Here is a 26,356-nt window from a genome sequence, read left to right as displayed (position 1 = left end):
AAAATGCACGAATCTCTTCGTGCATTAAAATAAAACATCTTCTTCATATAAATATTCATAAGATAAATCTATAAATAAAAAGTTGTCATCATCAATCGGGAAAGAAAATGTTCGTACCATTTCTCCCGTTTCAATATCTGCATATAAATCTGAAAGCCTCGCCTTATTCTCAAAACGCATTTTCATTATATTCTCGAGAAAATACGGGCGCCAGCTCCAGTTCTTCATATAATAATCCGGCATCACAATCCATTCTCCATCTTTTTTCATAACATTTCCTGATTGTTGGAAACCATCTTCATTACAAATAAATATACGAAAACTACACTGTGATACACTTTGACTAAATTGTAATAACCAATCATTTATATCTTCATTCTTTTTTTGTTTTGATAAAACATCGCCAATGCGATCGCGTAACATCTCTGTTAAATTATAAATTTTTTGTAACTTCTTCTTTTCATGCTGAATAAACTGATGACATTCATTACCTAGTCGCTCTTTCAAAACATTCGTTTCAATAAAATCAGGTAAACATTCTTTTAAATAATTACCTTGATAATATCTTCCACCGTTCTTCCAAGCATATTGCAGTTGATAAAAAGCATCTATTTCTTCATATAATAAAGTTGCACCAATTCTTCTAGCAAGTAATGATAAAGAATATAAAATATCTTGATAAGATTGTAAAAGTGCTGTTTGCCTTAAGTTCGTTAAATCTACTTTTAAAATATCAGGTGCTAACACGCTAATACGCTCTAAATTACTTGTACCCGTTCCGACTTTATTAATCGAAATTTGAATACCATATGTACGATAATACATAAGCAAATGATTAAATTGCTCTATATCTTCTTTACATTCATGCTCTGTAATCTCTAAAACAATTTGTTTTAAATTTAAACCTTGTTCTTCATACCTCAATAAAAGTTGAAGCAAGCTTTCATCATCATCATTCATTAATACATTAGCATTCCGATGTATAAATAATAATAATTTTTGATCGCTTTCTAAATAACGATTTAAAGCTTTTTCTACTATAATATTATCCGCTTCCAGTTGAAATTCACTTGGAATCGAATCATCGTGAAAGAAAGAAGCTAAACTTTGTATGCCCTCTTCTGTTTGAATACGTCCTACTACTTCATATCCAATTACAGTATGCTCATCAGCACTAAAAATAGCTTGATAATAAGGAAGGACTTTATCCAAGTTACTCATTACATCTAATGCATCTATCAACGTGCTTCCCTCCCTTTACTTTTCAAAAATTATAACATGATATTTACGGAAAAATAATAAAAAATCCCTTCAGTTTTCCTGAAGGGATTAGAGGGGTAAAATGCTAAGGGGAATTAGCAATTCTACTATGAAGAAAAAAGAGGTCTTAAATATAACGTATATATGACCTCTTGTAAACACTTTTCTTTCATATGTCACAATTCCGTCACATTTAACCGTAAAAAAATGAATCAAACATTCATTTTTTTATCCCTTTTAAAATGGATATTGATGTAAATGTTGTCCTCCATCCATTGTCATGCAAGTTCCATTTATGTACGCAGCTTCATCTGAGCATAAATAATAAGCTAGACCAGCGATTTCTTCTGGCGTACCCAGCCTTCCAAGCGGAACACTTTGTATCGTACGCTTAGCCATTTCTTCTGAAATCCATAATTTATCAGCACCGCCCGTACGTTCAATTGGTCCTGGAGCGATAGCGTTAACTCGTATTCCATATTTACGTCCCCACTCAACAGCGAGCGTCTTCGTCATCGCTAATACTCCTGCCTTCGCTGCAGCCGAATGAATAACTCCTGGACCTGCATCCCATGCATATGTTGCTACCATGTTAATGATATTCCCTTTTATACCTTTTTCAATCCAATATTTTCCGACAGCATGGCTACAGTAAAATGTACCGTTTAATACAATATTAATGACCGAATTCCAGCCATTCACGGATAAATCTTCTGCTGGACAAATAAAGTTTCCAGCTGCATTATTTATTAAAACATCAATTCGACCAAACTTCTCATCAATCTGTTCAATCATTTTCTGAATGTCATCCGTATTTCTTACATCCATTTGTACAGGTAATACTTGCCCTGGAAATTGTTCAATTTCCAACTTTGTTTCCTCTAGTTTTTCTTTTGTACGTCCTGTAATAACAACTCGTGCCCCTTCTTTTGCAAAGCGAGTCGCCATTCCTTTTCCCATTCCACTCGATCCACCTGTTATAATAACTACCTTTTCTTTCACATACATCCCCTCCAAAAAAATGAATACACATTCATTTTATCACTTTATTTAATAGAAATCTTTATATTTTTAAACTTTTCTGATATTTTAATGTAAAGAACTTTCTTTTTATTCATTTTTTTCGTAATCTATACTAATTTTTATTATGTAAAGTATATTTTTAAATAAACTGAAAGGAGATTTGAGTAGCCTGTAAATGGAATAAAAACATTGAGGTATACTCATATTTTTATGACGCACATTACAAGAAGAAATTTTTTAAAAATTGGTATGCGTACTTGTCTCTATTCATTTATAACCAGTGGCATCGGATACTACTATGCTAAATATATAGAACCCCATTTCATTTCTTTTACACAGCACACATTAAAATCACAACTCATCCCAAAAAGTTTTCATGGTATGAAAATTCTTCAATTCAGCGATTTACATCTCGGATACTATTTCTCGCTTCAACATTTATCTCAAGTTGTTTCTAAAATTAATGCTGTAAATCCAGATATTGTCCTTTTTACCGGAGATCTCATTGATAATTATCAAACGTATACTGACACTCCTTTTGTCGCGTCCATTTTAAAAAATATACAAGCCCCCTTCGGTAAATTCGCTATTTATGGTAACCATGATCACGGTGGATATGGAACTGAATACTATGAGCACATCATGCGTGAATCAGGATTTGAACTATTGCTAAATAGTAAAAAAAGAATTCGTCTAATGGATAATAGTGAAATTTCTATTTTCGGTCTCGATGATATACTACTAGGCAAACCAAAAATAGAGAAAACATTACAACATGCACGGCAAAATACTTATAACATCGTTCTTGTTCACGAGCCAGATATCGCGCCGCAAATTTCCAAATATCCAATCAACTTGCAACTTTCTGGTCATAGCCATGGCGGACAAGTACAAATTCCTTTTTTAGGGGCTATTATTACACCATCACTCGCCAAAGACTATATTGAAGGCTTCTATACGATGCAGGATTTAACTCTCTATGTCAATCGAGGCCTCGGAAGAACACGTGTCCCATTTCGTTTCATGTCAAAACCTGAAATCACAATTTTCACACTCCAACATTCGTAATAATTCGCCTATTTTCTTACATATCCTTTCTTGTACGCGCTCATCCATGTTTCGTTTACCATATGATAAAAGTGAGTCCAATAAAGGAGGTATGTTCATGTATCCATATTATCAACCAATTCCAGTCCGTTCAGCACCTATTGGTCCAGTAGGCGACTCACGCTTCTTCCCGTTTTTTGGCGTTCCCTTTCTAGCTGGAATTGCTGGTGGATTGCTCGGCGGAGCATTAGCTTTCGGCCCTCGACCATTTTATCCACCTTATCCACCACCTTTCCCGCCGCCAGCACCTTATCCTTGTTACGGTGGACCATGTCAGCAACCCTACTATTACTAGGTTAAAGTAACGATTCTTTCAAATATTATTCTCTCAACGAGCCATCTCATTACACGCTTATAATAAAACTATTGTTTCTACTCATCCTTCTATTTTTGGAGCATATGAGTAGAAAAAAGTAAAAACCTCTTATGGACATAAGAGGTTTTTACTTTTTTTCATTATTCAGCGTCTGTATTTTGATACGCCATCTTAAACAACTTCACTTGGCTATCAATTTCTTCTGTACTACCATTAATAACATAATAGTAATCACCATCTTTATTTTGTTCACGTGTTTTCACATTATCAGCTAATATAAGCTGTAAAATCGCCTTAATTCGTGCCTTCATTTCAATATCTAATATCGGGAAAGATATTTCCACTCGCTTCTCCATATTTCGCGTCATCAAATCAGCTGAAGATAAATATATTTTCTCCTCCCCATTATGATGGAAATAATAAATACGGCTATGTTCTAAATATCTTCCAACAACACTAACTACACGAATATTTTCACTTACATTTGGAATACCAGGTCGTAGGCAACATGTTCCTCGAACAATGAGCTCTACCTTTACTCCAGCTTGTGATGCTTCGTACATTTTTTTTATTAACGGTTTATCTGTTAATGAATTCATCTTAGCGATAATATATCCATTTCCATATTGCCTATGATAACGGATTTCTTCATCTATTAAATCCATAAATTGCTCTCTTATATCAAATGGAGCAACCGATAAATGATGAAAATGTGGCTTTGTTGTATAACCACTTAAATAATTAAAGAAATTGGTTGCATCGACCCCAAAATCTTTTCTTGATGTAATATATCCAAAATCAGTATATAACTTCGCTGTTGCATCATTATAGTTCCCAGTTCCGAGATGTACGAACCTTTCGATTTTTCCGTTTTTTCTCCTTACAACTAGCGTAATTTTACTATGTGTTTTCAAGTGACTGACACCGTAAATAACATGACAGCCTGCCTGTTCCAATTCTTTAGCCCAGTGAACATTGTTTTCTTCATCAAACCTTGCCTTTAATTCAACTAATACCGTCACTTGTTTTCCCTTTTCAGCCGCTATCTTTAACGCCTGAATAATCGGTGAATCACCACTTACACGATATAACGTTTGTTTAATCGCAAGTACATTCGGATCGTCTGCCGCATCACGGACAAAATCAACTACCGGCTGAAATGATTCAAAAGGATGATGTAATAAAATATCATGCTCAATTGCTTTTTCAAATACATCTTCTTCATCACCTAAATCTTGAGGCGGTTGCGGAATAAGAGCTGGATATACAAGATGTTCATATAAAGGAGCTAGTTTTTTATATAAAGAAAACAAACATGTTAAATCTAATGGGCCATCCATTATATATACATCTTCATCTTTTACTTCCAGAACCTCATATAATAATGCTAATACTCTTTCATCAATGTGTTCTTTCCCAACTTCTAAACGTACAGCAGCCCCCCACTTACGCTTTTTTAATTCTTTTTCAATTACCTTTAATAAATCTCTCGCACCTTCTTCATGAATCGTTAAATCTGCATTGCGTGTAATACGGAAACGAGTAACAGATGATACTGTATATCCCGTAAATAATTTATGAGTAAAGCTACTAATTACGTCTTCTAATAAAATAAATTTATGCTTTTGCCCTTCACTCGGTAAAATTATGAAGCGCTCAAGTAATGAAGGAACTTGCACAATCCCTAACTTCGTCCTGTTTTCTTCTTCTGCTTGCTTCTCATCATATAAAAGAGTAGCCAAATTCAAACTTTTGTTTAATAACATTGGAAATGGGCGATATGCATCAATAGCTACAGGAGTTAACACCGGAAAAATTTGCTCGTCAAAATACTCTTCTATAAATTCTCGCTGCTCTTTCGTCAAATCATTGAATGTTAAACGTTCAATTCCCTCTAACTCAAGCGCTGGTAATACATAATTTTTAAATGTATCATATTGTACTGTCATTAGTGCATGGGCTTTTATCGCAATTTTATTTAATTGCTTTTTCGGTGTTAAGCCAGCTTTATTTTCTGGTTGATTAAATCCAGCACTCACTTGATCCTTTAATCCCGCTACACGTACCATAAAAAATTCATCTAAATTCGAACTAAAAATACTAATAAATTTCAATCTTTCCAAAAGTGGATTATTTGCATCTTGCGCTTCTTGTAAGACACGTTCATTAAATGCTAACCAACTTAACTCTCGATTATTGTAATAAGCTGTATCATTTAAATTTACTGCATTCCCCTTCAATAATTCCATTCTCTTCACACTTCCCCTTGAAACTTTTTTACTATAATTTAGTTAATTTCATTTTATCAAATTACAATATTACAAAGTGTAAATTTTTCGTAAAGACATCCGTACAACCCTAATGTTTTAGTTCAAATAATAAATTAATATTCGTTTTTAATACTCTTTCTAACTGTTTTTTTTGTTTTTCAGCTTGTACTTTTTCTGCTAATGCCGATTGTTCACATAAAACTTTAAACGTTAATCCCTCTTCGCTTTCTGTTATAGATATGGTATCAATAAGCGATCGTTGCCTTACATTTAAAGTAGCTGAAAATTGTAAAACAGCTCCTAACAGGCGGATTTTTTTTTGTTCGCTTTTATCAAACCAACCTTCAAATGGAGATAAATGTTGTTTAAATAACATTTTTGATTTATACGATGCAATAAGCGCTAGCCTTACTCGATCTTTATGCATCATGCCATCAATTGTCTTATTCGCTAATAAATAAAACGTATGTAAACGGCTTGCTTCTTCGTCTATATATTTGCCTATATTAAATACTTTCGCAGCTTGATGGAACACTTCCCAGTCTTTTACTGACATAGAAATAAGCCCTATTTCCTCAAGTTGTTTGCAAATTAGTCTTCCATGTTTAATAAGTTGAATAACAAATTCCATGTCCATTTCGTATTCATGTGATAGTAAATGCAAACTTTCTTCAACTACGTTCGGATAATATGAAATCCCCAAATCTTTTGTCAACTCTTCATAGAAAACACCTTCTCTTAACCCTTTTCTACTTAATACAAATGCCGGTGCCTCTATAACATGAACAAGTGTATGAAATACTTCAACCGCTGGAATAATCGTATCTGCTCGATCTTTTGCTAATCCTTCCAATTTCTGAAGTTCTATGAACGACAATTTTTCCAATTCCTCTTTTACACTTTCAACATCTTCTTCTTTCATCTTGTATAAATGTAATCCTGCTATAGGATAACATATTAAATTTTGATGGATTTTTACTAAGTTCCTAGCACTACCACCAATTGCAATAAGAGGCAATTTCTTATTGATTAACCATGGTAACGTTCGAAATTGAAACTCTAAATACTGTTGCATTCCCTCTAACTCATCTTTAGTAGGAATATCACCTTTAATAAATTGTTGCTTTAAAGAAAGTGCCCCAAAAGGAAAACTATGGTACTCTAAAATCTCTCTATTTCTAAAGTATGTAACTTCCGTACTTCCCCCACCAATATCTACCGTTATTCCTTCTGAAAACGATGTAGAATTCATAACCGCCAGGTATCCGTAACGCGCTTCCTCATACTCTGATAATACTCTAAGAGTAAAGTCCGTTTGTCCTTCAACAAGCTTTTTAATTTCCTCTTGATTCTCCGACTGTCTAATTGTTGCTGTTGCAACACAAAGTACATGATGCAACTGATGGAATCTTGTACTTTCTTGAAATTGAAATAATGTCTGTAATAATACTTCTATTCCCTCTTCATTCAATACACCATCAATTAAGTAATTCCTTAACCTAGCAACAACTTTCGTATTTTCAATCTCTTTATAAAAACCTCCATTTTGCTTTTCATAAATAACTAAACGCATTGTATTAGATCCAATATCTATAATGGCATACTGTTGTTTTAATATTTCTTTCAAACTTCTCACTCTTTCATTATCAAATTTCAAAAACATATTCTATGACTATTATACAAAATAGTTGTTTTTGTAACAATATTGCTTTAATATTGAAAATATATACAATCACTTTTGCGTATAATAAATACCTATTTTATTTATGGTATAATAATGAAAAATTGAAAGGAGATTCAATATGAAACCTTCACAACCACAATCTCAATTACAAAACCAACATTCTATTAATCGACTAGCTCAATCTATTTTCGTTGTGAATCGTCATGCTAAAGCAGCTACTAATCCTAAATATTTATACTGGTTAAAAAAGACAGCTTTAGAACGTTTGATTGCTGAAAAAAAAGCAATTAAAGAAGGATTGCATTTTTCTAGAAACCCACGTTTTAGCCAACAACAATCTGATGTCCTTATACGTTTAGGCGATTATTTTTTCCACATCCCTCCTACGAAAGAAGATTTTCGAATTCTACCGCATCTTGGTCATCTTGAATCCTCCTATCGAAATCCGAAAACAACCTTATCTTTAACAGTAGCAAAAAAAACACTTCAAGATTATATTGGTCCTGAAGCATTAAAACAAGAAAAAAAATTAAGTGAGCCTGTTCCATGGTATAGTCGTACTTATACAAAAAAATAAAACAGTTTGGCCAAGTGTAGGCCAAACTGTTTTATTTTTTCTCTTCTTTAATTTTAATATTTGCTTGTTTATAAAAAGCTACTTTTTCTGTATTATAAGACTTTGTAAATTCATTAAATTTATCTTTTTCTGACTCAATATCCTTATAAGATTGATTTACTACTTTTACTTTTTCACTAATATCTTTTAATTTAGTACCTTTATCTTGTAACATTGTATATAACTCTTTTTCTTGTTTTAAAGATTTGTTATAGCTGTCATACATTTTATTAAATGAATCGTGGCGTTTCTCATACGTGCTTTTCACTTTATCAGCTTGATCTTTCAATTTCTTATCTTCAATTTTCTTCACATACTTATCAGCTGACTTCACTTCTTCTTGCGCTTTATTTAAAACTTCTTTTTCTTTTGTAAGCACTTTTTCTCGTTCAGTTGTATTTTTCACTGCTTGATTCAGTTTTTCTTTAACAGTTTGATTATTATCTTTTCCTTCTTGAACAATCTGGTTATATAATTCTTGTCCTTCTTTCTCTAAAGTCTCAAGTTTTTTTGCATCTTCAAACATTGTTTTTTCTTGTTTAGCAGCGTTTTCAAACGCTACATATAATTCTTCTTCTGGTTTCGGACCGAAACAACCGGCTAATAAAATCATTGATAATGTAGTTACAATTGCTAATTTACTATATTTCAACATCTCTTCCTCCTACTTATAAACGACCATCGTGTAATATAAAAAAGTTATAAAATATGTAATTGTTCTATACACTCGCATCTTTTTTACGAAGATCATTAATATTGTTTGTACAAATTATTACTTGATATTACATTATTCTTTTTGAATTATTTAGCAATTCCATATCCATTTTTAAGTATACTACTTCGTGTTTTTTAAGGCCTGTTCACACTATGTATTACTTTAATATCCACGGAATTTCACCTCAGTCTTAATAAGACTATAATAGTTCACCTGATAAAAGGTGATCGCTCCGCTCTCACGTCTATCATTCCCTTTCCAGCTTTCTATCAATTAATCTCTTTGTTCATTTTACACAGTACAATCGATATCTCGCAACAACTTACAAATATTCTTTTCATTTCCTAAAAAGGAAAAGTGTAGAGCTTGCTTTCCTCTACACTTTTAAAATAAAACACACTGTGCAAATTGCATTGGCACTACCATCATAATTATATGCTTATTTCATATATTTTTAAAGACTTTTATTACAAACGCGGCGTTTTTTTGTAATAAAAGTCAAAAAAATGTTACAAATAAAACATCTTCCTATCATATATCTTCAAATCAAAGCTTCACTCATTTTCTTGCAAATTTCTATACTGGTACAATTGATTTTGCGACTTTCTCAACAGTTCTTCAAACGTTTTTCCTTCTACTGGATAGCTAGCTGCTCCAAATAAAAGAGTGACACTGAGTAAATCACCTTCTATTTCACTTTCAATATTTTTCATTAATCGTTTTGTTATTGTTGATGTTTCATGACCATTATCAATTGCTACAATAACGTACTTATTTTCATCCCACTTTGTAACAACATCGCCCTTCCGAATTGTCTTTACAATGGTACTCTCTAATTTTTGTACTAACACTCCCAACTTTTTTTCTTGCAACGTGTCTTTTAACCCTTCCCATTCTTTTACAGAAAGAATGTACACTGTAATATTACGAGAATCTCTTTCAGATAAAGCAGCTACTTTCCCAAAAAAATCAACAACAAAATCATTGCTTGCCATTCCTCCTACTCCCATACCCATACGCTCGTTTGTTCTTTTATCGTACCAATGTCCAAAATAATAACTTAGTATCATTTGCAATATATAAATAATAAAGACGGTATAAAATGATCGTGAATCCAGTTTTGCAATTACATCCTGAAGTGCAATCCATTCTGTAACTGCCACAGTATTGCCAAGCAATAATCCACTAATTTTTCCTTTATGTTTCATACTTTTCCCCCTTTTATACCAATATATGTTTCTATATCAATAATGTTTTTCTACAAAATAAAAAATGTACATATGCAATGTACATTTCTGCTTAAGCTTGTATACCTTTTCTACTCTATTTCATATATATAATATATAACTTTTATAGAAAGGAGTAATCTATATGCTACAAAAAGAGAATCTATCAGATGCTATGCGTTTGCTAGCTGGTTTTCTATTATCATTAAAATTATTATTTACCTCTTTCGGGATACACTTTATTACAAACGATCAAATCGACGCTATTGTTAATGTTGTTTCATTTTTATTTATTCTATACTTTGGCTACAAAAATAACTATGTAGGAAAAAAAGGAATGGAGCAAAAGAAAATACTCAAAAAACACAACCTTCACTAAAAAAGGAACCTTTTGTACAGGTTCCTTTTTATCATTGACGCACAACAACTTCATTTGTTTGCAGTGGGCCATATGATATCTCTTTATCTTGAAATGTATATGTAGCCTGAAAGAATGTTTGTTTAAGAGCTTTATCTTTATTAGCTTTTATTTTACAACGTAGTTCCACCTTCTCATTCGGTAACAAATCATCAATTCGCCATCTAACAAGCTGGAATAAAAACTCACTTATCCCCTTATCAACTTTTAAAGAATTAGGAATATAAGCAAAGTAATCTCGAATCATATGACTTACAACAACTCTCGAAATCATTTCTACCCCTTTATTTTCCACTTCAATTCTCATAATAAGTATGTCGTTTACATCGTAGGTCAATTCATACGAAAATTGTTCTGTATACATACTACCAATTTGTAATGTAACGGCTACTTGAGGAAATTCGTTTTCGTTTTCCTTTTTCGATCCGTCAATCCACAATACTGGTTGTAGCGGTATTGAATACTTTCCTGTATCCGAAATTCGTCCCCATATTTTCATAATATATATTCACCTCATTTCAGATGTAACATACACACAATGAATTCCCCAAATTCCTAAAGCTTGCTACAAGCAATGTTTAATATTTCTCTTCCTTTTATCCTATTCGACAATATGAAGAAAAAACCATTTTTCATCTATTAACAGAAGGTGTTCTTTATGAAATTTTTTTACAATTTACTTCATTCCCTTCATAGCAATATTCGTATGGCTCACTCGTTCTCTACTCATACGAAAGAATATTTTGACGGAAGAAAAAATTTGCCTTATAGTCAAATTTGACTATAATATTCTTTATGGCATATAAGTGCACTTATGGAAAAGAAATTAACATCAACTATACATTTAAATTTTTTATCCACTGCACTCAAAATTTAATATAGTTTACTTATTTCTAAAGGAGGGTTATATTTGGAAACTCAACCATTAAAAAAAGAAGCCAACAAGACAAAATTTGTTGTTGCTGGTTTACTGCTTGGTATATTAATGGCCGCAATGGATAATACAATCGTTGCAACCGCAATGGCAACAATCGTTGGAGACCTGGGAGGATTTGATAAGTTTGTTTGGGTCACATCAGCTTATATGGTAGCAACCATGGCAGGGATGCCTATCTTCGGGAAACTTTCTGATATGTACGGGCGGAAACGTTTTTATATTGGTGGCCTCATTCTTTTCTTATTCGGTTCTGCGCTCTGCGGAACAGCTTCAAGCATTGAGCAATTAAGTATTTATAGAGCTATTCAAGGGATCGGTGGTGGTGCCCTTATGCCTATCGCCTTCACAATTATGTACGATATCTTTCCACCAGAAAAACGCGGGAAGATGACAGGACTATTCGGTGCTGTTTTCGGGACATCTAGTGTATTCGGTCCTTTATTAGGTGCTTATATTACAGACTATATAAGTTGGCATTGGGTCTTCTATATCAATATTCCATTAGGACTTATCTCCTTTTTCTTCATTACTAAATACTACAGTGAGTCTCTAGAATTTAGAAAACAAAAAATTGATTGGGCTGGTGCTATTACACTTGTCATAAGTATCGTTTGCTTAATGTTCGCATTAGAACTTGGTGGTAAGGAATATGCCTGGAATTCTACTGTAATTATTGGCTTATTTACAACAGTAGTTATTACGCTTATTATTTTCTTCTTTGTAGAACGAAAAGCAACCGAGCCTATTATTTCATTCCATCTATTTAAAAAACCTTTATTCGCAGCTAGTCAAGGAGTTGCCTTTTTCTATGGTGCCGCTTTCATTATCTGTACAGTTTATATTCCAATCTTCATTCAAGGCGTCCTTGGAGGTTCCGCCTCTAATGCTGGATTAATTTTAACACCAATGATGGTTGGTTCTGTAATTGGAAGTCAAACGGGAGGACAATTAGCTTCTCGAACAAGCTATCGTAACATTATGATGGTATCTGGTGTCTTCTTCGTTCTTGGTATTTATTTATTAAGTACTTTAACAATAGACACACCTCGTTTACTCGTAACACTATTTATGATTCTCGCTGGGCTTGGTGTTGGTTTCTCATTCTCAGTATTAAGTATGTCTTCTATTCACAAGTTGGAAATGCGGGACCGTGGTTCGGCGACATCAACAAACTCATTCTTCCGATCACTCGGTATGACTCTTGGTGTAACGATTTTTGGTACAATTCAAAATCATATTTTTACAGATAAACTAAACTCTGTATTCCCCCCTGAACTAGCAAAATTAGCTCCAAAAGGCGGAGACACAAGTTTCTTATTATCACCAGGCGCTACCGCAAAAATTCCTGCTGAAATATTAGCGGGTATTAAGGAAGCTCTCGCTACATCTATTGCGAACACATTCTTCTGGGCACTCATCCCGGCTGTACTAAGTATTATTTGTATTTTACTTATGGGAAATGAACGCCTCTTTACAGGCCCTAAAAAGAAAGAAAAACAAAAGCAAGTTAGTTAATATAAAAAAGAAGCGGCATATCCCTTTATGAAAAAGGATATGCCGTTTATAATATGTATAAAGTTTTTATATACAGGAGTTGAGACAGCATGAGCATGAAATTAGTCATTCTCGGCTTACTACTCGAAGGAGATAAACATCCATATGAAGTGCAGCATATTATGAAAGAACGACAAATGGATTGTTACATTAAATATGCTAAAGGATCACTTTATTACGCCTTCGAGCAATTAGAAAAGCAAGGGGCAATTCATATTACAAATGTAATTAGAGACACAAATCGACCTGACAAAACGATTTTTCATATAACAGAAGAAGGCAAAAAACTATTCCACACTTTACTATTAAAACAATTCGAAGCCAAAAACCAAATATATAAACCTATTTATTCAGCCTTATCTTTCGCTCACTTTAGCAATGATTACGAATTAGTTCCTATTTTAGAAAAAAAGAAAAACGATACTCTTCAATATTTACATACTATGCAAACGATATATGATTGTAATAAAGGAAAGGTTCCACGTGCACAACTATATATTTTGCAAAGTGTAATTGAGCATATTACAGTTGAATTACAATGGCTAAACACCCTCCTTAAAGATGCTATAGCAGGCCAACTTTCAGAAGTTGCTATAGATGAAGATTGAGCTATGAAAGAAGACATCCCTACTTCTTTCATAGCTCAATTTCTCTTTTCATACTGTAATATTATTCGTTACTCCAGAATATAAAAAGTCAGAATACTAAGAAATAAAAACTTTAGAATTTTCTTATTTTAAAACAGTAGACAAAATTCCAAAAATTATGTTAAAATTTGTTTCAATATCATATCGCTTGTTAAATTCCTTTCAAAAGGAAAATAGGTACACGAAAGTTTCGTTTCGTGTTTAAAAGGGAAGCTTGGTGAAACTCCAACACGGTCCCGCCACTGTAAATGCTGAGATTTCTTTTTGGTGCCACTGTGAAAACGGGAAGGTGAAAGAAATTATATGAAGCATAAGTCAGGAGACCTGCCTGTTTTAACAACACTGATAGATTCACGGATGATGATGAGGTGTTAAAACAAAAAGGAAGGCTTATTTTCTATGTCTTTGTACTTTTTGTTATAGGTATTTCCTAGTAAACGGAAATGCTTACTTTCAATTAGGGAGGAATTTAAAATGGCAATTCAAACAAGTAACTTAGGTTATCCACGTATCGGACTACAACGAGAGTGGAAAAAAACATTGGAAGCTTTTTGGTCCAATAAAATCGATGAAGAACAATTTTTAACAACAATGAAAGAAATTCGCCTTCAACACGTAAAAGTACAGCAAGAAAAAGGGATTGAACTCATTCCAATTGGCGACTTTACATATTATGATCACGTTTTGGATACTGCCTATATGCTAGGATTTATTCCATCACGTTTTTCTGAGTTTACATCTTACCTTGATGTATATTTCGCAATGGCGCGTGGCTCTAAAGATCACGTAGCTTCCGAAATGACAAAATGGTTTAACACAAACTATCACTATATCGTTCCTGAATATGAAGAGGGATTACAAATCTCTTTAAAAGATAATCGTCCACTTCGCTTATACGAAGAGGCAAAACAAGAATTAGGAGTAGATGGAAAGCCTGTTATTTTAGGACCATATACTTTCTTAAAATTAGCTAAAGGCTATACACAAGAACAATTTCCTACCATTTTAAAACAGTTAGTTGCACCTTACGTACAACTGCTTTCAGAACTACATGCAGCTGGTGCACCAGCCATTCAAGTTGATGAACCGATTTTCGCTTCTTTAACTAAAAAAGAAGTTCAACAAGCAAAAGAAATTTATGAAGCTATTCGTAAAGAGGTTCCAAATGCGACTCTTCTTTTACAAACATATTTTGATAGCATAGAAGAAAACTATGAAGAAATTATTACATTCCCGGTATCCGGTATTGGATTAGATTTCATTCATGGTAAAGAAGGTAATCTAAATGCTATTTCAAAATATGGATTCCCAGCTGATAAAACTTTAGCTGTCGGTTGTATAGATGGCCGTAACATTTGGAGAGCTGACCTTGATGAAGTTCTTGAGTTATTTACAACGTTACAAAAACAAGTCCAAACGAAAGATATCATCGTTCAGCCTTCTTGTAGCTTATTGCATACACCAATCGATAAAACAGAAGAAACTCACTTATCGACTGAGCTGTTTGATGCGTTAGCATTTGCAAATCAAAAATTAGAAGAGTTAGTTCTTATTCATTCCGCTCTCACTCAAGGTACAGAAAGCATTAGTAATGAGCTGGAAACATATCGAAACGTACATCATACAATTCGTTCATCTGCTGCACGTAACCGAGAAGATGTCAAAGCAGCACGAACAGCACTAAAAGAAGAAGATTTTTCACGTCCTCTTCCATTTGAAAAACGATACGAATTACAACAAGTTGCTCTAGAGTTACCGCTATTACCAACAACGACTATTGGTAGCTTCCCGCAAACAACTGAAGTTCGTCAAACGCGAAAAGAATGGCGTAACGGTGTTATTTCAAATGAACAATATGAACAATTTATTGAAAAAGAGACAGAAAAATGGATTCGTTACCAAGAAGAAATTGGGCTTGATGTCCTTGTACATGGTGAATTTGAAAGAACTGACATGGTCGAATATTTTGGTGAGCGCCTTGCTGGTTTCTCATTCACTAAAAACGGTTGGGTACAATCATACGGTTCCCGCTGCGTAAAACCACCTGTTATTTATGGTGATGTAGCCTTTATTAACGGCATGACTATTAAGGAAACAGTTTATGCGCAAAGCTTAACAGAGAAAGTTGTAAAAGGAATGTTAACCGGACCTGTTACAATTTTAAATTGGTCCTTCGTTCGAAATGATATTCCAAGAAAAGAAGTTTCGTATCAAATTGCACTAGCTCTTCGTCACGAAATTGAACTACTTGAATCTTCCGGGATTAGAGTAATCCAAGTCGATGAGCCCGCACTTCGTGAAGGAATGCCACTAAAAGAAAAAGATTGGGATGCTTATATTACATGGGCAGTACAATCCTTCCTTTTAGCAACTTCTTCTGTAGCAAATGAAACACAAATTCATACTCATATGTGTTACAGTAACTTCGAAGATATTGTTGACGCGATTCGCGCATTAGATGCAGATGTAATTTCTATCGAAACATCAAGAAGTCACGGAGAATTTATTGATACATTAAAACATACAACATATGAAAAAGGCATCGGCCTAGGTGTATATGATATTCATAGCCCACGTGTACCGAGTAAAGATGAAATGTATAAAATCGTAGAACAATCTTTAGAAGTATGTGATCCTAAATATTTCTGGATTAATCCTGATTGTGGTTTAAAAACGAGAAGAACAGAAGAAGTTATTCCAGCTTTAGAACATATGGTGCAAGCAGCGAAAGATGCTCGTTCCCTTTTAAAAACAAACGCATAACAAAAATGGGTTATCCTTTTCTCAGGATAACCCATTTTTTATTCTTTACTTTCAAAAAAGAATTCATATTGTATTTTATATAATTCATCATCCGTTGGCTCTTCAAGAGGAATTGCTTGTAATACAACTGTATACTCACCATTTGGAATAGGTATTTGAAATTTATCAGAAAGAATACTCGTTATAACGATACTTTCATTTTCAACTGTAAAAGGAACCGTAATCGTTCTAACTACTTCTTCTTTTTCAATATGTTTCCCTGGGGTCACTTTCACTTCACAAGTATAATCAGAAAGTGCTTCAAAAATAACAGTTCCATCTGCCTTAGCATAACCTCTTTCAAAATCTTCATCAGTCCAATCTACATAAGGCTGCTCACCGTCATAGTTCATCAACATTAATTGCGAATAAGAAATCGTTAACTCCATAGTTCCCCTTCTCCTTCATTATGAAATATACAACTACTACTTCACTTCAAATTTTACTCGCGTACCATCTGGGTATTTATCTAACTTATTCCCTACCCAAGAACCTGCTCCGCGGTTATCCGCCGGACTTATATATTCAATATGTGCTCCTTTTCCGCCTTCCTTGCACATCGCCATTGGCCATTCATCACGATCATACCCTTTTTTTGATGGATATGGTGCTAACGACAATTTCCTTCTATCTGCAGCACCACCACGATCGATTGTACAAACTTCTGAATGCCCTTCTTTTATAGCATCCGTAATATGTTTTCCTGTCTCTGGATAACGTTCTTTCGGAAATTCTAACACTTGATCATACGTATTCGTTTTCTTTACACTTGTTTCCTCTGGCACAAGTACTTCATAAACTGCTACTAAAATAGACAGAATTGCGATAATTGAAATGATAATACCTTTTAATTGCTTCATGTATACCTCCATGTTTCTACCAGTTTCTTTTCCTCCGTTATTATAACAAACTTCTCCTGTATATGTTTTCAGACATTATTTTAGTTATTCCTTGCCATTCCGCCAAAAATTTTCATTTTTTCACTAATGCTGTAGAAAACTAATAGCCTTCCGACATTCTTTTTCAAAGGAAGTCCTCATAAAAGATTGAAATGATATATACGATACTTTTTGGGGAGGAAATATGATGGAAGCTACCTATAAAACGAAAGATGTCACGAATAAAACAGGCATCCCAAAACATATAGTTCGCAAATATAGTCAACTGTTAGAAGAACATGGTTATATGATTTCCAAAACAGCTGATGCTCGTATTTATAAACTTGATGATTTAAAATTATTGAAATCTATACACGAAAGAGCTGCTACATTACAAGAAGATATTTCAGAAACGATACCGATTATTTTAAAAGAAAAAGAGGCCCCACCTGTACCAGTTATACAAGATAAGCAAGAGATACAAACGAAAGAAAAAGAAGATGGGCGTAACTTTGAGGAGTTCATGTTAAAACTTGAAATGCTAGCTCAATTAAATGAGGCAATTATTCATCAAAATTCTACTTTAATTACACAAAATCGTTTAAAGGATGAGAAACTAGACGAATTGATGCAACAAGTTTATGTAAAAGAAGGCTCTCAAGAAAAAATGCTTCAAGAGTTAGTCGATCACGCCGCTCAAACAGATGCACTGCAAAAAGAAAAGATGGACTTATTAATGAATCATATGTATAAACGAGAATCCAAACAGGAAGAAAAAATGAATAAACTTGTTAGTCAAATTTATAATAAAGACAGTAACCGTGATGCACAGCTTATGCAAGTTATTCGAGAAATTCAAGAAACAAAAAGAATGGTTGCTGCCTCAAAAGAGCAAAGCTTCTTTCAATCATTTAAAAGTTTATTTAGCCGAGCAAAACAAGAAAAAACAAATGAATAAACAATATAAAATAAAAAGTTACCTTTCATCGGTAACTTTTATTCCTTATTTTGTACAGCTGGTAATATAATAATTGCTTCAGTGCCTTTTCCACTTTCACTCTTATATTCCAATGTACCATTATGCGCTTGTAAAATACTAAATGTTACCATAAGTCCTAATCCTGTCCCTTTTTCTTTTAAAGAATAATATGGTTGCCCAAGCCTTGCTAACTGTTCATTCGTCATACCAACACCACTATCTTTAACTCTTATTATGATTGTTTCGTCTTTTTGAATAGCTGTTACTTTTAAATATCCTTTATTTCCTTGAATTGCTTCAATACCATTTTTAACAACATTCATAATAGCTTGCTTCAATTTTGTCTTATCACCAATCGTATAAAGACTTTCTGAAATTTCAACTTGTAAATATACACCTTGCATCGCTGCAAATGACGACATGAGAGTGGTCATTTCTATTAATTGGGCTGATAAACAAATGTGTTCTTTTTTCTCAATTTGCGGCCTTGCTAAATTTAAGTAATCTGAAATAATTTGTTCCGCCCGATCCAATTCAGCTAATACGAGACGCATATAATCCTTATTCTTCACATCTTCCGTACTTTCTAGCAATTGGATAAATCCACGAACAACAGTTAGTGGATTTCGAACTTCATGTGCCACACTTGCTGCTAACTCACTTACAATATTAAGCTTTTCTGATTTTTGCATCTCTGTACGTAGCAATGCATTTTCATTTAAATATTCAGTTAAATACACCTGAAATACCATTGTCATGACCATGATAAGCGAGGCAAATATAAATCCGCTATATATTTGCGAAATATACGGTGTAAATCCTGTTTCCAAAAGAACATTAATCATGCCTAATACTAAAGAAACAAGCACATAAAATGATGAAATCATAAATGCTAAAATTAATTTCTTATCCCTTGAAAAAAGAGACCATTTCTTTGATAAAAATAGCGGAACTATCAATAAAAATATTACTTCTAAAACTGGAAGAAAGCTCATTCCCTTTAGTAACCATTCGTATGCAACAAAAATAACTGCTGGGATTAAACCAACAATCCCACCATATAAAAAACCACTGACAATTGGAATGGGGTGAAAGTTATACCCACACACATTGCCAAAACAAATAGAGTATGTCATGGAGAGAACGAGCGTAACGCTAGATAAAAACATAATAAAGTAACGATTTGGCTTCGGAGGCATTTCTTGATAGCGATTTAAACGAATCGCTTCATATAAAAATAGTGGCAAAATTATGATGGCAATTTGAATCAATAAATCACGGATAAGCTCCATAACCTCTCATCCCCTATATGTATTTTGATATGATTATATCATTTTATAGGTGTATTTGTTTTAAAATTTTGATTTTTCTTAACATATTTGTTAATTCTTTGTTAACAACTCATAATAATTGTTACAGATTTTCGAAATGATTGTAAACCCTGTACCAAATTTCCTTCGTGCAGTATACAATGAATACGGATTACAAAGAAAATATAAAAATACTTTTTTAGACGGACAACTATAGCAAAATACAGCATATAATCCATACTATCTATGTTTACAAATAAGTGATCATTACTTTAGTAGGAGGAAGATAAATATGGCGGGTACTACGCTTGTTTTAAAAGAAGAAAATTTGGTTGTTCTAGAAAATGTTGAAAAATCAGTATATGAAGAGTTACAGCATAAAGCGGGAGATGAAAACTGCACATGTGCTGTGAACCAATCAGTCGTTCACCTTGGCAAGGTATCCTCTGTACTCTGGAATGAAGATGAAATAGATTGGGAATACGGATATTAAAAAGTCGCTTATAGCGGCTTTTTTTCTCTTTTCTCTCTCTTTCTAAATAACATATACAAAGCGTAATCATAGAAAATATGATAAAATGAACTTAATTTTCAAACGGAAGAAAGGGAGATACAATGGAACAATTCATTAACCCTAGAGTGAAGGACATCCAAATTTCTGGAATCCGTCAATTCTCTAACATGATTCAAAACTATGATAATTTGATTTCTTTAACAATTGGACAACCCGATTTCCCTACACCTTCTCTCGTAAAAGAAGCGGCAAAACGGGCGATTACAGAAAACTATACAAGCTATACACATAACGCTGGTTTACTAGAATTACGTAAGGCAGCTTGTAACTTTGTAAAAGATAACTACGATTTACATTACTCACCTGAAAACGAAACCATCGTTACAATCGGTGCTAGCGAAGCAATTGATGTTGCATTCCGAACGATTTTAGAGCCAGGAACAGAAGTAATTTTACCTGCTCCTATTTATCCAGGTTACGAACCCATTATTCGATTATGCGGTGCAACGCCTGTTTTTGTAGATGTTCGTGAAACTGGATTTCGTTTAACAGCTGAAGCGCTTAAAAATGCTATTACAGAAAAAACAAGATGTATCGTACTACCGTATCCTTCTAATCCAACTGGTGTAACTTTATCAACAGAAGAGCTAAAAGATATTGTAGATGTTTTAAAAGATAAAAATATTTTCGTCCTTTCAGATGAAATTTATAGCGAGCTTGTATATGAACAAAAGCATACATCTATCGCTCATTTCCCAGAAATGCGTGAAAAGACAATTGTCATTAACGGTTTATCTAAATCACATTCTATGACTGGCTGGCGTGTTGGACTTTTATTTGCACCAAGCTATTTAGCAGGACACATATTAAAAGTTCATCAATACAATGTAACGTGTGCTACTTCAATCGCTCAATACGCTGCAATTGAAGCATTAACAGCAGCTAAAGACGCACCAAAAATGATGCGCCACCAATATAAAAAACGCCGTGATTACGTATATAATAGACTCACTCAAATGGGATTAACAGTTGAAAAGCCAACAGGTGCATTTTACTTATTCCCATATGTTGGTCATTTGACATCTTCATCATTTGATTTTGCACTTGATCTTGTCAAAGAAGCGGGACTAGCTGTAGTTCCTGGAACAGCATTCTCTGAATACGGTGAAGGCTACCTTCGCTTGTCCTATGCGTATAGTATCGAAACTTTAAAAGAAGGCTGCGACCGATTAGAAGCCTTTCTAATGAAAAAAGCTAAGAGTTAAACTCTTAGCTTTTTTATGCATAATGATCACAAGTTTGACGTTTTAGTAATTTATGAGGAATAATGATACACTTTGCAGTGGATTCTGCATTCTCTACTTTATCAACTAAAGCTTTTGCCGCCTCATATCCTAGCTGATAAATATTCACATCAACTGTCGAAAGTGGAGGGCTCGCAATTTCCGATAATAAAGCATTATTAAAGCTTACAATAGAAACATCTTTCGGTACAACAAATCCTTTTTTAGAAAGAGCACTTAACACACCAAGTCCAATTAAGTCATCCGTTGCCATAATTGCCGTTGGCGGTTGCTGCAGTCCCATTAATTCCTCAACAGCTTGTTGACCACTTTCCCTCGAAAAATCAAAATGTAAAATATATTCTTTTGGTAATACAATGTCTGCTAATTTCAAGGCATCACTCATACCAGCTAAACGATCTCTCGTTACAAGTAAATCTGATCCACCACCAATGAACGCGATTTGTTTATGCCCTAATGAAATTAAATATTCTGCCACTTCTCTTGCAGCTGTATAATTGTCATTATCTACATATGTAATTTCATCTTTTCGATCATATGGTTTTCCTATTAAAACAAACGGGAAATTTTGTTCATGTAAATATTGAATAATCCGATCATTCTCCCTTGAATATAAAAGAATAATGCCACCAATTTGGCGTCCTTGTACCATCTTTACGACACCATTAAAAATTTCTTCTTCCGTTTCACCTGTCGACATGTAAAGCGCATAACCTTCTACGTGTGCAAATGAACTAATCCCTCTTATAACTTCTGGGAAAAATGGATTTTGAAAAGCTTTACTTGCAGAACTTGGCATAACAAGACCAAGTGTTTTCGTCGTTTGGTTCGCAAGATTTCTCGCATTTAAATTGGGATGATACCCTAATTCACTCATCACTTTCCTAACACGGCGCTTTGTCTTTTCACTTATACTTGGATTATCAGCAATTACACGAGAAACTGTTGATGGTGCAACATTCGCTTGCTTCGCCACATCTTTAATTGTAACTGTCATAAAAATCCCCCTCCTCTCATTTCTCTGCCATTTTTCATATATTTTATCTCGCACTCATTGCAAGTCATAAACTTTCATTTCTTATATCTTGCAAAACTAATCCTATTCTCCCTCTTCATGTATTGTAAGGGATATAGCTATTTTTTCCTATACTATAATATACTATTTATTTCACTTCTTTTCACATGTGATGTCAAATCTCTTTTCATCTCCCTATAAACTTATTTATAGGGAGATGAAAAGAAAAATGGGACGTAATGTCCCATTTTTCATCCTTTTGTACCTCCAGCTGTTAAACCAGAAATAAAGTATTTTTGTAGTGATAGGAATAAAATTGAAATTGGGATCGCAATTAACACAGAACCCGCTGCAAACGTTGTAAATTCATTACCGAATTTCTTCGCAACCATTTCATATAATCCAACTGCTAAAGTATAATTTTCTGGTGTTCGCAAAATAATACTCGCTAAAATGAAATCTGTAAATGGACCAATGAAAGTAAATAACGCTACAACCGCTACGATTGGCTTTGCAAGTGGCATAATGATTTGCCAAAAAATACGAAAATGCCCTGCTCCATCCATTCGAGCTGATTCATCTAGTTCTTTCGGAATCGTATCAAAATACCCTTTCATAAGCCATGTATTCATCGGAATAGCCCCGCCTACATAAATTAAAATTAATGCAAGGTGTGTATCAATTAATCCTGTTAATTGAGCTAATACGTATAAAGCAATTAACGCTGCAAAGTTTGGAATCATTTGCAGAATTAAAAATGTTAATAAACCATTTTTTCTTCCAACAAAACGATATCTCGAAAATGCATAAGCAGTAAAGCTAATTGCTAACACTGAGAAAATCATCGTTAAAACACTTACTTTTAATGTGTTTTTATACCATAGTAAGTAATTACTATTCTCTAGATCTAATAACTTACGATAATGATCTAACGTTGCATTTTGTGGAATAATACTTGATCCAGATAAACTATCACCCGGATTAAACGATGAGCCAATAATCCATAATAACGGATAGAAAATGATGGCACACATTACGAAAATAACTAAATAACTTAATGAGAGACGTAACATCTTCTGTCTTTTAATATTCATTTACATCATATCCTCTTCTTGGAATGATTTTGTTCTCTTAAATTGCCATAACGCAACTGTAATAACGATTAACGATAATATCATTGTAAGAGCTGCTGCTTTTCCGTACTGCGCTGAAGTCATCGTTAACTTATAAATCCATGAAATTAAAATATCCGTTCCACCTGCGTCTTGTCCAGCTACAGCAGGACCTCCACCGTTAAATAGATAGATGATACTAAAGTTATTAAAGTTAAACGTATATTGCGTAATTAATATTGGTGCTGTTGCATATAACACAAGTGGCAATGTAATTTTACGAAACTGTTGCCAAGCTGTCGCTCCATCTACTGTAGCCGCTTCATATAATTCTCCCGGAATCGATTGCAGTATACCCGTTGTCATCGCAAAGATAAACGGGAACCCAAGCCACGTTTGAATCATAATTAAAGCAATCTTCGCCCAAAATGGATCTGTCATCCAAGCAATTTTTTCAATTCCGAATAAAGCTAATACTTGATTGTTAATCGCTCCGAATGTTTCATTAAACATACCAGAGAAAACAAGAATAGATACGAATGCTGGAACCGCCCACGGTAAAATGAAGATTGTTCGAATAATTGCCTTTCCTTTAATACCGGGCTGATTTACGATAATCGCTAAGAAAATACCAAGCGCAACTTGTAATGTTGTTGCAACGAATGTCCAAATGACAGTCCAAGAGAATACACTTACAAATGTCTCTCTCCACATCGGTAAAGTGAAAATATCAATAAAGTTTTTAAAGCCCACCCAATCTACTAATTTTGCTGGAGGAGAATGATATAAATCATAGTTTGTAAATCCAATTAAAATTACGAAGATGATTGGAAATACGACAACAAAGATAAGTAGTAGAAAACCTGGTGAAACCATTAAATAAGGAAAACCTTGATCTAACAAATTACGGTATTGCTCTTTTACAGAATTTAACGGTGTTCCGATATCACGTTTCTTTCCATTTTGGTATGCATCGTATAAGTTAAATGCATATATGCCGAGCCCAAAAGCGATAACGATAAGGGCCAAGATTCCTTCTACTAATAGAAAGACAGAATGGTCACGTGGAACTTCTGTACCAAGCGTTACAATACCCCATAATCCCATATTTAATAAATCAGCAAAGGCTACAATAAATGAACCTGTTAATACTAGAAAAATAAGACCTTTTACAAATTGTTTATTATACATTTGGCCCACGCCTGGAATGATTGATAACATGGTTGCCATTTTTCTATGCTTTGAATGGTTTAACCCATTTGCTGGTTCCATAGATGTTTGCATGTTCCTTCCCCCTTTTTTCTTCCTACATGGAAGGGAGAGAATTCGTGCCTCTCATATTCGAGGCACGAATTTCACCTTATTTTTTCTTGTTATGATTTGCCTCAATATTACCTTTAATTTGTTTCACTGCACTATCAAGCGCCGCTTTTGGTGCCTCTTTATCTGTAACAACTAATTGAAGCGCATCTCCAGCTGGTTTCCAAACTTCTTGCATTTCTGGAATGTTTGGCATTGGAATTCCATTTTCAGATTGCGTTGCAACTGCTTTTGCAGCTTCGTTATCTTTAATAATTGGATCTTCCATTACTGATTTTACTGGAGGAATTTCTTTTGTTTTCTCAAATCGAATTTTTGCGTTTTCTTCATTTGTTACCCACTCAGTGAATTTTGTAGCTAAATCATTTTGTTTAGAGAAACTTGTTACATGCCATCCTTTAACCCCAACAAACGTTTTCATTGGTTGACCATTTGGTAATTTCGGCATTGGAGCAACGCCATAATCAATCCCGTTCTTTTCCATTGCTTGGAACGCCCATGGGCCATTCATGATAGAAGCTGCTTTTCCTTCATTGAATAGTCCATCAGCAGCAGGCCCACCTGATTCACCGATAATACCTTTTGGGAATAATTTTTCCTTGTACCATTTTTGAAGATATTCAGCACCTTGTACTGCTCCGCTATTATTTAATCCAACATCACTTGCATTTGGTTTTCCATCTTTTTCACCAAATACATAACCGCCCATACCTGCCATGAATGCATTAGCAAAGTAGAAGTTATCTCCTAATGCTAAAAATCCGTACTTGCCATCTTTCGTAAATTCTTTTGAGAAGTTAAACAGCTCGTCCATCGTTTCTGGCGCTTTTGGCATTAGTTTTTTATTGTAAATAAAGACTGGTGTCTCAATTGCTTTTGGTAAACCATATAATTTTCCATTATATGTCTGTGCTTCTATTGATGAATTAGTAAATTTACTCTTTACAGCATCATCTGCTTTCACTTCAGAAAGTAAACCTTCTGTTACTGCATTTCCGATTTGATCGTGTGGCAATGTTACAACATCTGGTCCAGTCCCCGCTGGTCCATCAAGGCGTAACTTCTTCACTTGATCTGTCATTTGCATTTCAACAACTTTTACTTTTACTTTATATTTTTCCTCAAAGCTTTTCACTGCTGGTTCTAAACCAACACCTTTTTTATCATCTTCCCAAACAAGAAGATCATAGTCTTTTTTCGCTTTACTTTCCTCTTTTTTCCCTGAATCTTTCGGTCCACATGCAGATAACATACCAATAGATAATGCTGAAACCGTTAATAATGATAATGCTTTCTTCATCCCAAAAACCTCCCTAAATTGTCTATGTACCTCAGTAACTGAAAACGTT

Annotated in this window: 24 protein-coding genes and 1 riboswitch; of the genes, 10 read left to right on the top strand and 14 right to left on the bottom strand. The window is 34.0% G+C overall.

Features of this window, described 5'->3' with window-relative positions; all coding sequences use genetic code 11:
- Nucleotides 1–24: 24 nt before the first annotated feature.
- Entirely contained in the window at nt 25–1,242 is a 1,218-nt protein-coding gene (locus IQ781_RS23180; protein WP_000564306.1) for an EAL domain-containing protein, read from the bottom strand.
- 255 nt (nt 1,243–1,497) lie between these two features.
- The gene (gene fadH / locus IQ781_RS23175) at nt 1,498–2,262 is read right to left on the bottom strand and encodes a 2,4-dienoyl-CoA reductase (protein ID WP_000660913.1); all 765 of its coding nucleotides are present in this window, start codon (nt 2,260–2,262) and stop codon (nt 1,498–1,500) included.
- 231 nt (nt 2,263–2,493) lie between these two features.
- On the opposite strand from fadH, the gene IQ781_RS23170 reads away from it, so the two are divergent.
- Together IQ781_RS23170 and IQ781_RS23165 are read left to right on the top strand one after the other, a co-directional pair.
- Entirely contained in the window at nt 2,494–3,351 is an 858-nt protein-coding gene (locus IQ781_RS23170) for a metallophosphoesterase (protein WP_002026257.1), read from the top strand.
- Nucleotides 3,352–3,448: 97 nt separating this feature from the next.
- Nucleotides 3,449–3,685, top strand: coding sequence for a hypothetical protein (locus tag IQ781_RS23165; RefSeq protein WP_000283738.1), 237 nt, complete (start codon nt 3,449–3,451; stop codon nt 3,683–3,685).
- A 161-nt stretch (nt 3,686–3,846) separates the two neighbouring features.
- Here IQ781_RS23165 and IQ781_RS23160 read toward each other — a convergent pair whose 3' ends face one another.
- Both IQ781_RS23160 and IQ781_RS23155 read right to left on the bottom strand, forming a co-directional pair.
- Entirely contained in the window at nt 3,847–5,955 is a 2,109-nt protein-coding gene (locus IQ781_RS23160; RefSeq protein WP_000421678.1) for a polyphosphate kinase, read from the bottom strand.
- 109 nt (nt 5,956–6,064) lie between these two features.
- Nucleotides 6,065–7,639: a Ppx/GppA family phosphatase gene (locus IQ781_RS23155; RefSeq protein ID WP_002198132.1), complete on the bottom strand. Its 1,575-nt coding sequence runs from the start codon at nt 7,637–7,639 to the stop codon at nt 6,065–6,067.
- A gap of 139 nt (nt 7,640–7,778) precedes the next feature.
- On the opposite strand from IQ781_RS23155, the gene IQ781_RS23150 reads away from it, so the two are divergent.
- Complete coding sequence (locus tag IQ781_RS23150) at nt 7,779–8,237, top strand: YkyB family protein (protein ID WP_000804864.1); 459 nt, start codon at nt 7,779–7,781, stop codon at nt 8,235–8,237.
- Nucleotides 8,238–8,268: 31 nt separating this feature from the next.
- Here the strand turns inward: IQ781_RS23150 and IQ781_RS23145 are convergent, their stop codons facing one another.
- Together IQ781_RS23145 and IQ781_RS23140 are read right to left on the bottom strand one after the other, a co-directional pair.
- Nucleotides 8,269–8,931 carry a YkyA family protein gene (locus tag IQ781_RS23145; RefSeq protein ID WP_000922498.1) on the bottom strand — a complete coding sequence of 221 codons (663 nt, stop codon included), beginning with the start codon at nt 8,929–8,931 and terminating at the stop codon, nt 8,269–8,271.
- 614 nt (nt 8,932–9,545) lie between these two features.
- Entirely contained in the window at nt 9,546–10,199 is a 654-nt protein-coding gene (locus IQ781_RS23140; RefSeq protein WP_139846723.1) for a diguanylate cyclase domain-containing protein, read from the bottom strand.
- Nucleotides 10,200–10,362: 163 nt separating this feature from the next.
- Between IQ781_RS23140 and IQ781_RS23135 the strand changes: the two genes are divergently transcribed.
- A complete protein-coding gene (locus IQ781_RS23135) occupies nt 10,363–10,596 on the top strand; it encodes an SPP1 phage holin family protein (RefSeq protein ID WP_000939448.1) in 234 nt (77 codons plus the stop codon).
- Between the two features lie 31 nt (nt 10,597–10,627).
- Here the strand turns inward: IQ781_RS23135 and IQ781_RS23130 are convergent, their stop codons facing one another.
- The gene (locus IQ781_RS23130) at nt 10,628–11,134 is read right to left on the bottom strand and encodes a hypothetical protein (RefSeq protein ID WP_079004393.1); all 507 of its coding nucleotides are present in this window, start codon (nt 11,132–11,134) and stop codon (nt 10,628–10,630) included.
- A 411-nt stretch (nt 11,135–11,545) separates the two neighbouring features.
- On the opposite strand from IQ781_RS23130, the gene IQ781_RS23125 reads away from it, so the two are divergent.
- The 3 genes from IQ781_RS23125 to metE all read left to right on the top strand — a co-directional run bounded on the left by IQ781_RS23125 (nt 11,546) and on the right by metE (nt 16,536).
- Complete coding sequence (locus IQ781_RS23125; protein ID WP_000449910.1) at nt 11,546–13,087, top strand: MDR family MFS transporter; 1,542 nt, start codon at nt 11,546–11,548, stop codon at nt 13,085–13,087.
- Between the two features lie 89 nt (nt 13,088–13,176).
- Entirely contained in the window at nt 13,177–13,734 is a 558-nt protein-coding gene (locus IQ781_RS23120; protein ID WP_139846722.1) for a PadR family transcriptional regulator, read from the top strand.
- 197 nt (nt 13,735–13,931) lie between these two features.
- Nucleotides 13,932–14,119: riboswitch (cobalamin riboswitch) on the top strand.
- Nucleotides 14,120–14,247: 128 nt separating this feature from the next.
- Nucleotides 14,248–16,536 (top strand): 5-methyltetrahydropteroyltriglutamate--homocysteine S-methyltransferase, encoded by a 2,289-nt coding sequence (gene metE / locus IQ781_RS23115; protein ID WP_139846721.1) that lies wholly within the window; start codon nt 14,248–14,250, stop codon nt 16,534–16,536.
- Between the two features lie 38 nt (nt 16,537–16,574).
- On the opposite strand, the gene comJ is transcribed toward metE, so the two are convergent.
- Together comJ and nucA are read right to left on the bottom strand one after the other, a co-directional pair.
- Nucleotides 16,575–16,964: a competence protein ComJ gene (gene comJ / locus IQ781_RS23110; protein ID WP_048655569.1), complete on the bottom strand. Its 390-nt coding sequence runs from the start codon at nt 16,962–16,964 to the stop codon at nt 16,575–16,577.
- 36 nt (nt 16,965–17,000) lie between these two features.
- Nucleotides 17,001–17,435: a DNA-entry nuclease gene (nucA, locus tag IQ781_RS23105; RefSeq protein WP_000811494.1), complete on the bottom strand. Its 435-nt coding sequence runs from the start codon at nt 17,433–17,435 to the stop codon at nt 17,001–17,003.
- A gap of 226 nt (nt 17,436–17,661) precedes the next feature.
- Here nucA and IQ781_RS23100 point away from each other — a divergent pair, with 226 nt between their 5' ends.
- Complete coding sequence (locus IQ781_RS23100; protein WP_000388471.1) at nt 17,662–18,411, top strand: DUF3967 domain-containing protein; 750 nt, start codon at nt 17,662–17,664, stop codon at nt 18,409–18,411.
- Between the two features lie 38 nt (nt 18,412–18,449).
- Here the strand turns inward: IQ781_RS23100 and kinB are convergent, their stop codons facing one another.
- Complete coding sequence (gene kinB, locus IQ781_RS23095; protein ID WP_000420370.1) at nt 18,450–19,724, bottom strand: sporulation sensor histidine kinase KinB; 1,275 nt, start codon at nt 19,722–19,724, stop codon at nt 18,450–18,452.
- Nucleotides 19,725–20,034: 310 nt separating this feature from the next.
- Between kinB and IQ781_RS23090 the strand changes: the two genes are divergently transcribed.
- Both IQ781_RS23090 and IQ781_RS23085 read left to right on the top strand, forming a co-directional pair.
- Nucleotides 20,035–20,235, top strand: coding sequence for a hypothetical protein (locus IQ781_RS23090; RefSeq protein ID WP_000929278.1), 201 nt, complete (start codon nt 20,035–20,037; stop codon nt 20,233–20,235).
- 122 nt (nt 20,236–20,357) lie between these two features.
- Nucleotides 20,358–21,521 carry an aminotransferase A gene (locus tag IQ781_RS23085; protein ID WP_000434582.1) on the top strand — a complete coding sequence of 388 codons (1,164 nt, stop codon included), beginning with the start codon at nt 20,358–20,360 and terminating at the stop codon, nt 21,519–21,521.
- 13 nt (nt 21,522–21,534) lie between these two features.
- Here the strand turns inward: IQ781_RS23085 and malR are convergent, their stop codons facing one another.
- The 4 genes from malR to IQ781_RS23065 form a co-directional block, all read right to left on the bottom strand.
- Nucleotides 21,535–22,557 carry a maltose operon transcriptional repressor MalR gene (gene malR, locus IQ781_RS23080; RefSeq protein WP_000219053.1) on the bottom strand — a complete coding sequence of 341 codons (1,023 nt, stop codon included), beginning with the start codon at nt 22,555–22,557 and terminating at the stop codon, nt 21,535–21,537.
- A 269-nt stretch (nt 22,558–22,826) separates the two neighbouring features.
- Complete coding sequence (malD, locus tag IQ781_RS23075; RefSeq protein WP_001022608.1) at nt 22,827–23,669, bottom strand: maltosaccharide ABC transporter permease MalD; 843 nt, start codon at nt 23,667–23,669, stop codon at nt 22,827–22,829.
- Nucleotides 23,670–24,971, bottom strand: coding sequence for a maltosaccharide ABC transporter permease MalC (malC, locus tag IQ781_RS23070; protein WP_001194993.1), 1,302 nt, complete (start codon nt 24,969–24,971; stop codon nt 23,670–23,672).
- A gap of 76 nt (nt 24,972–25,047) precedes the next feature.
- On the bottom strand, nt 25,048–26,307 hold the full coding sequence (locus tag IQ781_RS23065) for an extracellular solute-binding protein (RefSeq protein ID WP_000709923.1): 1,260 nt from the start codon (nt 26,305–26,307) through the stop codon (nt 25,048–25,050).
- Between the last annotated feature and the right edge of the window lie 49 nt (nt 26,308–26,356).

The organism is Bacillus sp. N447-1 (assembly GCF_022701035.1).
Lineage (GTDB): Bacteria > Bacillota > Bacilli > Bacillales > Bacillaceae_G > Bacillus_A > Bacillus_A cereus.
The sequence above is the reverse complement of the archived record's forward strand: the minus strand, read 5'-3'. Positions and strand labels throughout refer to the sequence as shown.